Genomic DNA, 11925 nt, shown 5'->3' on the forward strand with positions numbered 1-11925 from the left:
CGTAACGTACGCTTTTTATGCATTCCTGTGCATATCGTCAAGCGGCGGTATGCTTTTTTTTGTTTATTTTCCATATTCCTATATAAAACTTTGGAAGGTGGAAAAATGTGATGAGATTGTATGGGTTACGAAATGTAAATGTAATGGGTTTGGATAGTGGATAAAGAAATGAGAAATAAACGAGAACGAGAAGGGAGAGGTTACATTGTTATCAGTATTACTAAAGTTAAAGTGGTTTTTTAAAGAGCACTGGAAGAGATATAGTATCGCCATTGGAGCTCTTTTAATTGTAAATATAGTTGAAGTGATTCCCCCGAAAGTGTTAGGGGTTACGATAGATAACATAAAAACAGGAACGTTATCAAACGAAGCTATTATGCAATCTATTCTTATTTTAATAGGGGTTACGATCGTTGGATATGGCCTCACTTTCGTATGGCAACATCAATTGTTTGGCGGTGCATTTGTACTGGAGAAAACGATGCGCTCTAAATTTATGGGGCATTTACTTAAGATGACGCCGACTTTTTATCAAAAAAATCGTACTGGCGACTTAATGGCGAGGGCAACGAATGATTTAAAAGCAATCGCTATGACAGCTGGTTTTGGTATATTAACGCTTGTAGATTCTAGTTTATACATGCTTACGATCGTTTTTATGATGGGATTTACAATTAGTTGGGAGCTGACATTTGCAGCGCTTATCCCGCTTCCAATTATGGCGTATGCGATGAATATATATGGAAAGAAATTGCATGAAAGATTTACCGTTGCGCAAGATGCGTTTGGTGATATGAACGATAAAGTGCTTGAATCAATCGCTGGTGTGCGCGTTATTCGTGCATACGTACAAGAGAATGCAGACGAGGAAAGATTTCATCATTTAGGAGATGACGTCTACGAAAAAAATATGAAGGTAGCGAGAATTGATGCATTATTCCAACCAACTGTGAAAATGCTTGTCGGTCTTAGTTATTTAATCGGCTTAGTGTACGGTGCATACCTTGTGTTCCAGTCAAAAGTGACGCTTGGTGAACTCGTTTCTTTTAACGTGTATTTAGGGATGATGATTTGGCCGATGTTTGCAATTGGTGAATTAATCAATGTTATGCAAAGAGGAAATGCTTCGCTTGACCGTGTGAATGAAACGTTAGCGTATGAACCAGATGTAAAGGATCCGAAACATCCAAAGCTTGTACAGGAGCCGGATTATATTCAGTTTGATGATGTGTCTTTTTCATATCCTTCATCAACTGAAGAAAATTTAAAAAAGGTTTCTTTCACATTAAAGCAAGGAGAAACGCTAGGGGTTGTCGGAAAAACAGGAAGCGGGAAAACGACGCTTGTACGTCAGCTTCTTCGCCAATATCCGCTTGGAGATGGAGATATTGCAGTTTCTGATGTGACATTAGATAAAATAACGAATGAAAATGTACTCGGGTGGATTGGCTATGTACCGCAGGAGCATATTTTGTTCTCAAAAACAGCACGAGAAAATATTTTATTCGGAAATAGGGAAGCGACTGAAGAAGAACTAGAGAAAGCAATTGAAATTGCTGCGTTTAAAAAAGACTTAGAGTTTTTACCAGAAGGATTAGAAACGCTCGTTGGAGAGAAAGGTGTTTCTTTATCAGGTGGACAAAAGCAAAGGATTTCAATTGCGCGAGCTGTTATTCAAAATCCAGAAATTTTAATTTTGGATGATTCTTTATCAGCTGTAGATGCTCGTACGGAAGCAGCGATCATTGAAAATATAAGAACGGAAAGAAGCGGAAAGACAACGATTATTACGACGCATCGTTTATCTGCAGTGCAACATTCGGATTGGATTCTCGTTATGGATGAAGGCGCAGTTATAGAAGAAGGTACGCATGCTCAGCTTATCCAGAGCGGAGGCTGGTATGCTGAACAGTTTGAAAGACAACAAGGTGAAAGTGAAAGTGCGGATAGTGGGGTGAAAATATGAGCGTTTCAAAACGATTATTTCAATATGCGATGAAAGTGAAAGGGACGATTTTTGCTGCGATGTTAATGTTATTTATTTTCGTCATCGCAGAGCTTGCTGGTCCTTTCGTTGCTAAAACGATGATTGATGATCATATCGTCGGGATAGAGAAACCTTGGTATGAAACAGAAAAGAGTGAAGAAGCTGTTTCATATAATGGCGCTTTTTATAAGCGAAGTGATCGCTTTGAACAAGGCGAGACAAAAGGTAAAGAAGTACGTGTGATGCAAGTCGGTTTTCAATATTATTTTGTACCGAATAAAGTAAATGAGGAAGGGTCACGTACTGTAAAAGGGGATATGATTACCGTTCAAAATGGTAAAGCGGTGCAAGTTTATAAAGCGCAAGCATTAACAAAGGAAGAAGTATTTGCATTTTATAAGCCAGAAATAAACCGTCTATTATTACTTGGTGGTGGCTATTTCGCTTTATTAGTAGTCGTATCATTATTTGCATACGGAAAGCAGTTTTTCTTGCAGAAGGCAGCGAACAAAATTATTCAAATTATGAGGGAAGATGTTTTTTCTCATATTCAAACGTTGCCAATTCGGTACTTTGATCATTTACCGGCGGGGAAAATTGTTTCGCGCGTGACGAATGATACAGAGGCCATTCGTGATTTATATGTAACGGTGCTGGCAACATTCGTTTCTAGTATCATCTATATTATTGGGATATTCGCTGCGCTATTTTTATTAGATGTGAAGCTCGCTTCATTATGTTTATTAATTATCCCAATTTTAATTGTTTGGGCGATTCTTTATAGAAAATACGCGTCTGTATACAATCATAAAATGCGCTCTCGTTTATCTGATATTAACGGAACAGTGAATGAATCCATTCAAGGGATGCCAATTATTCAAGCGTTCCGTCAAGAGCGTGAAACGAAAAAAGAATTTGAAGAATTAAATGGCGATTATTTTAAGTATCAAAATAAAATTTTAAATTTAAATGCAGCAACTTCGCATAATTTAGTATCTGTATTAAGAAATATTGCTTTCACAGGAGTAATTTGGTATTTCGGCGGTGCGTCATTAAGTGCTACAGGTATTATTTCACTTGGGGTACTGTATGCGTTCGTCGATTATTTAACACGATTATTCTCGCCAATTACGAATATGGTGAACCAGCTTGCAAACTTAGAGCAAGCGCGCGTTGCATCAGAACGTGTCTTTGAATTGTTAGAGGAAAAAGGGGAAGCGGTAGAAGAAGAACGCATGCCTCGTTTAAAAGGAAATGTAAAATTTGATAATGTATCATTTTCTTATAATGGAAAAGATGAAGTGTTAAAAAATATTTCTTTTGAAGCGAAACAAGGCGAGACAGTGGCACTTGTTGGTCATACTGGATCAGGAAAAAGTTCTATCATGAATGTACTCTTTCAATTTTATGAGTTTGAAAAAGGAAAGCTTACGATTGATGGTCATGATGTAAGAGAAATGCCGAAACAAGCAACTCGTGAGCATATGGGAATCGTACTGCAAGATCCGTTTTTATTTAGCGGAACGGTCGCTTCCAATGTAAGCTTAGAAAACGAAAAAATTTCAAAAGAGCGTATCATAAAAGCATTGCATGATGTTGGTGCTGAAAGATTTGCAAACAATATAAATGAAGAAATTACAGAAAAGGGAAGTACGCTTTCCACTGGAGAACGTCAGCTTATTTCGTTTGCTAGGGCGCTTGCTTTTGATCCAGCTATCTTAATTTTAGATGAAGCAACATCTAGTATTGATACAGAAACAGAGGCGATGATTCAACAAGCGCTGGAAGTTGTGAAAAAAGGAAGAACGACGTTTATTATTGCTCACCGTCTTTCAACGATTAAAAGTGCGGATCAAATTATTGTGCTCGATAGAGGGACGATTTTGGAAAAAGGGTCTCATGATGAACTAATGAAAAAGCGTGGGCGTTATTATGATATGTATAAAACGCAAATGGAAGGCAATCAGAGTGCTTAATAGGTATGGAGGAGAACTTGTGATTTTCACAAGTTCTTTTTTATTGATGAACATGTCGACTCTTTAGCGAATTACGACAGTTAAATAAGAAGTATTGTTTTACCTTTTTCTTTATAAATGCTATATTAAAAAATGTTACTTATTTTTTGTATGTAGCGTTATTTTTCCCTTTTGTTTGATTATGAAGAAAAAGGATAAACTAAATAAGAACATTTTCATTGAAAAATTGTTCAAGATTGCATACAATCAATATAGTTTTTAAATTCCTATCAGAATACTTGGAGGATTACAATCATGAAGAAATTATTTTCAGTGCTTGCAGTAACTACATTAGCGATCGGGATTGTAGCCGGCTGCGGTAAAGAAGAGAAAAAAGATACAGCTAGTCAAGATGCGTTACAAAAGATTAAACAAAGCGGTGAACTTGTAATTGGTACAGAAGGTACATATCCACCATTTACGTTCCACGATTCAAGCAATAAATTAACTGGATTCGATGTTGAATTAGCAGAAGAAGTTGCAAAACGTTTAGGTGTAAAGCCTGTATTTAAAGAAACACAGTGGGATAGCTTACTTGCTGGTTTAGATGCAAAACGTTTCGATATGGTTGCAAACGAAGTTGGTATTCGTGAAGATCGTCAAAAGAAATACGATTTCTCTAAGCCATACGTTTCATCTTCAGCGGCATTAGTTATTGCAAAAGATAAAGATAAGCCTGCTACATTTGCTGATGTAAAAGGATTAAAAGGAGCACAATCTTTAACGAGTAACTATGCAGATATCGCTAAGAAAAATGGTGCGGAAATTATTGGTGTAGAAGGATTTAGCCAAGCAGCAGAATTATTAGCTTCAGGACGCGTTGATTTTACAATTAATGATAAGTTATCAGTATTAAATTATTTAGAAACGAAAAAAGATGCGAAAATTAAAATTGTAGATACTGAAAAAGAAGCTTCAGAAAGTGGATTCTTATTCCGTAAAGGTAGCGATAAGCTTGTACAAGAAGTAGATAAAGCGTTAGAAGATATGAAAAAAGACGGTACGTATGACAAAATAACGAAAAAATGGTTCGGTGAAAATGTATCTAAGTAGTGCATTGGTTTCAGATCGATTGTCTACTTGGATAGATATTATGCAGACTTCCTTCATGCCTATGCTGAAGGAAGCTGTTTTTACAACAATTCCATTAACGCTTATTACATTTATTATCGGGATTATACTGGCAACGTTAACAGCGCTCGCACGTATTTCTGGTAGTCGTATTTTACAATGGATTGCTCGTATCTATGTATCTATCATTCGCGGAACGCCACTTCTTGTACAATTATTTATTATTTTCTATGGACTTCCAACTCTTAATATTGAAGTTGAGCCATATACAGCAGCAGTTGTTGGATTTTCATTAAATGTCGGTGCATATGCATCGGAAATTATTCGTGCTTCTATCCTTTCCATTCCGAAAGGGCAGTGGGAAGCAGCTTACACAATTGGGATGACATACCCGCAAGCGCTAAAACGTGTTATTTTACCACAAGCGACGCGTGTATCAATCCCGCCGCTTTCAAATACCTTTATTAGCTTAGTGAAGGATACTTCATTAGCATCGTTAATTTTAGTAACAGAAATGTTCCGAAAAGCGCAGGAAATTGCGGCGATGAACTACGAATTTTTAATTGTTTATTTTGAAGCAGGTCTTATTTATTGGGTTATTTGTTTCTTATTATCAATCGTACAACAGATGTTAGAAAAGCGTTCAGAACGCTATACGTTAAAATAATCCTTTTACAAAAGGAGTTTTTGTTTTTATGATTTCAATTCAACATTTACAAAAAAGTTTCGGAGATAATACCGTACTAAAGCATATAGATTTAACAGTTGAGAAGGGCGAGGTTGTTGTTATTATTGGGCCGTCTGGATCTGGTAAAACGACATTCTTGCGTTGTCTCAACGTACTAGAAACACCGGATGCTGGTAATATTAGCATTGGTAATAAAGAGCTTAATTTCGCTCAAAAAGTATCGAAGAAAGATATTGTAAATCTTCGTACACAAACAGGTATGGTCTTCCAGCACCATAACTTATTCCCTCATTTAACAGCACTTCAGAATGTAATGGAAGGGCTCATTACAGTGAAAAAAGTAGGGAAAGAAGAAGCAAAGAAAAAAGCAAACTATTTCCTTGAAAAAGTTGGTTTAGCAGATAAAGTGGATTTATATCCATTCCAATTATCAGGTGGACAACAACAGCGCGTTGGAATTGCGCGCGCGCTTGCGATGGAGCCAGAAGTGTTACTATTTGATGAGCCGACTTCAGCGCTTGATCCTGAACTCGTTCAAGAGGTTTTAAAAGTCATGAAAGAACTTGCTAAAGAAGGCATGACGATGGTTATTGTAACGCACGAAATGCGTTTTGCACATCAAATTGCCAACCGTGTTATTTTCATGGATGGTGGTGTCGTTGTCGAACAAGGTACACCAGAAGAAGTATTTACAAATCCAAAAGAAGAACGTACGAAGAAGTTTTTACAAATGTTGCAGTAAATTAAGAAAGGTCTCAGGGTATATGCCCTGAGACCTTTTTGCCATATATATTTATTTTTGGAATCCGCCAAGGCTTTGCTCAGCCATTGCAACTAGACGTTTTGTAATTTCTCCACCAACTGAACCGTTAGCGCGAGCCGTAGAATCTGCTCCTAATTGTACACCAAATTCTTGAGCGATTTCGTACTTCATTTGATCGATTGCAGCTGTTGCACCTGGTACTACTAATTGATTTGAAGAATTTTGGTTTGCCATAGGAATATATCCTCCTTAGAGTTATAAAAATTTTTTTTGGTTGGACTAGCTGGAGTTGAACCAGATTATCGCCCCGGTTGGCGCTAATCCATCGGTAATTAAGTTTGTACTCATAGTATGGATGTTACCTAGAAAGATATACGAAATAATAATTTGTAAATTTTGTCAAAAAAACGTATTGATTTTGTAAATTATGAAATAAGAGTAATCGTTGTATTTTTAAGAAAACAGGCCAAACTAAGGAGGATATTAAATATAATTTTCTCATTGTAGTCTGCTACTTGTAGGCTAATCATTAGCTTCTTATTTATGATTTATTGAAATGAAATCGGTAGCAACTTCATAGTTCTATTTTTAAGTAGGGATGGAGTGATCGCTCCTATGCATGGGTAGGTGCTCTCTTCAATCTAAAAAAGAGAGGCTTTAAACGATAACGTATGGAGGAATCATGATGGGGATTTGCCCGCTTTGCAACGCATTAGAATCACAAACATATTCTTGTCAAAATTGCCAAAGTATACTCCAAGATTATGGGAAGTCTGTAGATTACATAGACGATTATAGTGCCTATATGGATCAAGAATTATTAAGTGCAGTAGATGGTTTAACGCATAATAATTCAAATGAATATTGCAATCATATTTTTTATTGCGGAGTATGTAACGTGGAAACTGAGGTTGTAGTGAAACTTGTGTAAATAGAAAACTTCCACCTTATTATCTTGGTGGAAGTTTTTGTTTTTGTATTTGTGAGTGAATCATAGGGGAAGGGATATGTTCGGTGTTTGATGAAGTCCCGGATTTGATTTGAGACATTTTTTCTTTTGTATCACGTAAAGAATGTTCCGTTAAGTAGACGGCATATTCGTAAAATAATTGGCGCGTCATTTCACTTTGTTCTTTTAATTTTTTATCTTGAAATACAGTTCGCCCAGGTTTAGAGTTGGCTTCAAAGAGCCACGGATTTTCCTTTGTGTCTAAACCGATATCAAAACCGATTTCTCCAATATTTCCGGTTACTTGTTCATCGAGCGCGTAACTTATTTGTAAGGCAGTATGTTTTAATTTATTTTCAATTTGAACTTGTTTCGTTGAATCTGGAAAAAGTTCTTGTAGCAATTTTGTATCACCGCCGCTATTTACGTGCGTTGTTAAACTGCCTTTGCCGGCAATTTTGGCGACGATTGCACTAACTATCCAATTACCGAAATGATTTTTATTTGTATGAATGCGGAAATCAACAGGTTGCCCATCAAAGCGAAGTAACGAAATACCTTGCTGTACGATAAACTTTTTTAAATCATGTCCTTTTAATACGTGGTTTAGAAGAGTTTCTAATGATTGATACTTTCTCAGTTTATTTTCTTCATTTTCGCGATAACGACAGTAGTAGCAATTCTCTGTTTGAGAATAAAATATTTGATGAATATTTCTACCAAAGCTCCCGTGTATTGGTTTCATGTACACAGATTTATACGTGCCAAGAAACCGTTCTACTTGTTCAAAATGCTGAAATGCTTCTGTGTTTGGTAATAAGGGTCTAATTGATTCGTCTTTCATAAGAAGTTGATGAACTTCCCATTTATTAAAAAAACCTGGGTTAAACCATGGGATAGAGTAGTCATGTTCTAACTTTCTTTTTGCTCTGACGATCGGTTTATAATTTTCTGCTTGTCGATTCGGTAATCGATCGTAAATGACATTTGGTAAAGGGACTTTTTTCTTTATCCATTGTTTCTCTTGAAAGAAATATCCTTCAATCGTCTCTTCTTCCCAGTGTATATGTTGAACGCCAAAGACGAATACGAACGGTCGTAATGAGAATGGTGGTGTTAACAACTCACTGAGAGCAATTGAACGATTTCCTAAAGGGTTAGAAGAATCATCGTTAAAGCCAGTTGTAAAAATGCCGATTAAGGGTCCGAAAATAATTGTTTGGTTTTGTGTGAATGCATGAATAGTAGTGGATTGAGGTAGTAAAAGTTTTTCGGCAATATGTTTTCCGATAATAATTTCGCGAGTAAAGGAATAATGAATTTTCACCTCTTCACTTGCAATGTGACGTATACCGAAGGAGAGGGATGTAATAGGTGGTGTAATAGAAAAAACGTAAGGTAAAGTAATGCTATTTGGATGTTCATCTGAAATGTTTAATGTATATATATGTTCTTTCAAAATAGGTTTACCTCCTTTCATTATGGTGTAAAGCGACTGAATTTAAGTGGCCCGTGAAATATCTTTTCAGCTAATGAATCACTATGACGAATGTATTGTTCGTAAGAAGGGATCGTGTTGACATACATAAGCCAGATTGCACCTTTTTGATCCATAATTGTGGAAAGTTCTAGTTCAAATAACGAAGAATAAGACTGATCTAGTGTTTGGAATACTTCATTTATAATGTCATGTAAAGCGTCGTGCAATAGTTGCACACCCGTACTAGATAGTACGTATTTAATTTTTGAAAATGAATGCAATGAATCATCGTCCGTTGCTAAGGGTAAAAGTTGATTAGGAAATGAGCTTTTTTGTATAAATTGACCGATAACAGTCCAAGTTTGTTCTTTGTTTTTTTGCAAAATGGTTCGAATGTGGAGTGGATATGTTAATTGATTTGGTGGTTGTAGCATAGTGTGCGCTATGTAACGGGATGAACGTATGTTAGATTTACACCAAGATATAAATTCGTCTGTCCGTTTGATTGTAATAGAAGTATGGTATTTTTCATTTACTGTATCGATATGAAACGTTTTATTTTTGTAAGCAATTCGATATAAGTTATCCTTAGAATGTATATTAGTGGGGCGTATAATAATATCTTTAGTTTTTAACAACAGTTTGAAAATGTTTTGTATCGTTGCAATTTCAAATTTTGGTATATAAGGAGACAGTTTTTTATTAGTGAGAAATAAATCATGTAGTTCACTTAAATTAATAAGTGTGTTATTTAAAAAGGTAGTGGAAGGACGATTGTGCAAAGAGTGAATAATTGATTTTGCTTTTTCAAAGTCTGTTTCCTCGTGAAAAGAATAACGATCATATATATAAGAAGGAATAGGGAATGTTTGCTCTTTCCATTTTCCTGTATCTGTATCGTAAATAAGACCAGAAATAAGGTCTGTTTTAGGATCAATACAAAATGGCGTAAACTGGGCAACGACATTATGATAAAGCCGAGCGCGTTTAGCGATTTCGGTGTAATACGTTTGTTCGTAATGAAGTTTAGAAGCTAAAAGACCGAGAACCAACGAAATCACTCCTTTACTACTATTTGCATAATAGGCGAAGCTATATATTGCAAATACGTTTTTATACCATTATACTTTTGTCCGTATGATGATATGCTATAGTTTTGGAGAAGTGAAAGGTTGATTGTAATGAATATATGGTTAAATATGTTAACGACGACAGGACTCGGAGCAATTATTGGGGGATATACGAATCATTTAGCGATAAAAATGTTATTTCGTCCTCATCGTCCTATTTATATCGGAAAGTTTCAAGTTCCATTTACACCAGGGTTAATTCCGAAGCGTCGTGATGAACTTGCTGTTCAATTAGGAAATATGGTTGTAGAACATTTGTTAACACCAGAAGGAATTGGAAAAAAGCTAACAAATGAAGAGTTTCAAAAAGGTTTAATTCACTGGGCGCAAGTGGAAGTGGATAAAGTAATTACGAATGAACAATCACTGCGACATATGTTAGAAAAATGGAATGTAGCGCATGTAGAAGAAGAAGCGACTCGAAAAATCGAACATGTGATTACAGAAAAAATTCATGCATTTTTAGCAGAGTATTATACATATACATGGGAACAGGCTTTACCTCATTCTGTAAATGAAAAAGTAGAGAATGCGATTCCGAATGTCTCGGCGTTTATTTTAGAGCGAGGAATTAGCTTTTTTGAAAGTGAAGAAGGGAAAGCACGTCTTTCAAAAATGATTGATGATTTCTTTGCTTCTCGCGGAACGCTGCTTAACTTAGTCGGAATGTTTTTAGGAAATGTAAGTGTAGTGGATCGTGTGCAGCCAGAAGTTATTAAGTTTTTAGGGCAAGATGCTACAAAGCAGCTTTTAACTGACGTACTGCAAAAAGAGTGGGAAAAGTTAAAAGGAAGAGATGTAAAAGAATTAGAAGCATTTGTAGAGAAAGAAATGATTGTAAGCTCCGTGCTGTCAGCAGTTAAAGTAGAGGAAACAGTGAGTAAGTTTTTAAATCAATCTGTTCAGCAAGTATGTGAACCAGTTCGAGAAACAATTATTGAAAAAGTGGTTCCAAGTGCAGTAGCGAAAGGCTTAAAGTGGGGAACAGAAAATGTAGAGAGTATACTAAATAATCTACACCTTGCGGAAATTGTCCAGCAAGAAGTGTCTACATTCTCAACAGAAAGATTAGAAGACTTAGTTCTGTCTATTACGAAAAACGAATTGAAAATGATTACGTATTTAGGAGCGTTATTAGGCGGAATGATCGGACTCGTACAAGGATTGTTACTATTGTTTCTTAGATAATAAGGTGAGTACATAGAAATAAAAGTGAAATTTCTTCACATCTCTTGCATAGTTTGATATGGTAAGAAGAGGTGCGTATGTAAATGCACTGAAAAGGCAGTGCGTATGAAAAGCGCTAGCCTTCTAAAGGAGGAAAAATAAAATGACAAAGAACATTCATGATGTTGCATATGAATTACAAAAAGCAATCGCTGAAAACGAAGACTTCAAAACTTTAAAAGAGAGCTACGCAGCAGTTCAAGCTGACACAGCTTCAAAGAACTTATTCGATGAGTTCCGTACAATGCAACTTAGCCTACAACAAAAAATGATGCAAGGCCAAGAAATCACTGAAGAAGACAACCAACAAGCACAAGAAGTTGTAGCTCGCATTCAACAAGATGCTAAAATTACAAAATTAATGGAAACTGAGCAACGCCTAAACGTTGTAATCGGTGACGTTAACAAAATTATCATGAAGCCACTTGAAGAATTATATAGCGCGCAACAACAAGCGTAATGAGAGAAGACGCTCCTAGTATAGGGGCGTCTTTTTCAGTGACAATAAAGGTGTTTAATTTTAGTATAAGAAATGTAATAGCCACCTATTAAAATTAACTTGTAGGTGGTTTTAAATTTATTTAAAACTAAATTTAATTGTTGTAGCCTTTAATT

General features: G+C 36.0%; 11 protein-coding genes. 8 read left to right on the forward strand and 3 right to left on the reverse strand.

Features of this window, described 5'->3' with window-relative positions:
• The first annotated feature begins 205 nt into the window (after positions 1-205).
• The 5 genes from N2V79_RS04425 (at position 206) to N2V79_RS04445 (ending at position 6503) form a co-directional block, all read left to right on the forward strand.
• Positions 206-1966: an ABC transporter ATP-binding protein gene (locus N2V79_RS04425; protein WP_053565156.1), complete on the forward strand. Its 1761-nt coding sequence runs from the start codon at positions 206-208 to the stop codon at positions 1964-1966.
• Positions 1963-3963 (forward strand): ABC transporter ATP-binding protein, encoded by a 2001-nt coding sequence (locus N2V79_RS04430; RefSeq protein WP_053565155.1) that lies wholly within the window; start codon positions 1963-1965, stop codon positions 3961-3963. The genes N2V79_RS04425 and N2V79_RS04430 overlap by 4 nt, the downstream gene beginning before the upstream one ends.
• Before the next feature lie 294 nt (positions 3964-4257).
• Entirely contained in the window at positions 4258-5055 is a 798-nt protein-coding gene (locus tag N2V79_RS04435; protein WP_000732843.1) for an amino acid ABC transporter substrate-binding protein, read from the forward strand.
• Complete coding sequence (locus N2V79_RS04440) at positions 5042-5740, forward strand: amino acid ABC transporter permease (protein WP_000281499.1); 699 nt, start codon at positions 5042-5044, stop codon at positions 5738-5740. Before N2V79_RS04435 ends, N2V79_RS04440 begins: the two co-directional genes overlap by 14 nt.
• 28 nt (positions 5741-5768) lie before the next feature.
• Positions 5769-6503: an amino acid ABC transporter ATP-binding protein gene (locus N2V79_RS04445; protein WP_053565154.1), complete on the forward strand. Its 735-nt coding sequence runs from the start codon at positions 5769-5771 to the stop codon at positions 6501-6503.
• Positions 6504-6554: 51 nt separating this feature from the next.
• Here the strand turns inward: N2V79_RS04445 and sasP are convergent, their stop codons facing one another.
• Positions 6555-6758: a small acid-soluble spore protein, SasP family gene (gene sasP / locus N2V79_RS04450; RefSeq protein ID WP_000013339.1), complete on the reverse strand. Its 204-nt coding sequence runs from the start codon at positions 6756-6758 to the stop codon at positions 6555-6557.
• A 451-nt stretch (positions 6759-7209) separates the two neighbouring features.
• Between sasP and N2V79_RS04455 the strand changes: the two genes are divergently transcribed.
• Positions 7210-7455: a hypothetical protein gene (locus N2V79_RS04455; RefSeq protein ID WP_000510474.1), complete on the forward strand. Its 246-nt coding sequence runs from the start codon at positions 7210-7212 to the stop codon at positions 7453-7455.
• 19 nt (positions 7456-7474) lie between these two features.
• Here the strand turns inward: N2V79_RS04455 and N2V79_RS04460 are convergent, their stop codons facing one another.
• Both N2V79_RS04460 and N2V79_RS04465 read right to left on the reverse strand, forming a co-directional pair.
• The gene (locus tag N2V79_RS04460) at positions 7475-8932 is read right to left on the reverse strand and encodes a YheC/YheD family endospore coat-associated protein (protein WP_053565153.1); all 1458 of its coding nucleotides are present in this window, start codon (positions 8930-8932) and stop codon (positions 7475-7477) included.
• 20 nt (positions 8933-8952) lie between these two features.
• The gene (locus N2V79_RS04465) at positions 8953-10005 is read right to left on the reverse strand and encodes a YheC/YheD family endospore coat-associated protein (RefSeq protein WP_053565152.1); all 1053 of its coding nucleotides are present in this window, start codon (positions 10003-10005) and stop codon (positions 8953-8955) included.
• A 129-nt stretch (positions 10006-10134) separates the two neighbouring features.
• Here N2V79_RS04465 and N2V79_RS04470 point away from each other — a divergent pair, with 129 nt between their 5' ends.
• Positions 10135-11271 (forward strand): DUF445 domain-containing protein, encoded by a 1137-nt coding sequence (locus N2V79_RS04470; protein WP_142339035.1) that lies wholly within the window; start codon positions 10135-10137, stop codon positions 11269-11271.
• A gap of 142 nt (positions 11272-11413) precedes the next feature.
• The gene (locus N2V79_RS04475) at positions 11414-11770 is read left to right on the forward strand and encodes a YlbF/YmcA family competence regulator (RefSeq protein WP_000164614.1); all 357 of its coding nucleotides are present in this window, start codon (positions 11414-11416) and stop codon (positions 11768-11770) included.
• Positions 11771-11925 lie beyond the last annotated feature (155 nt).

The sequence above is a fragment of the Bacillus sp. CH_70 genome (assembly GCF_038007045.1).
Taxonomy (GTDB): domain Bacteria; phylum Bacillota; class Bacilli; order Bacillales; family Bacillaceae_G; genus Bacillus_A; species Bacillus_A cereus.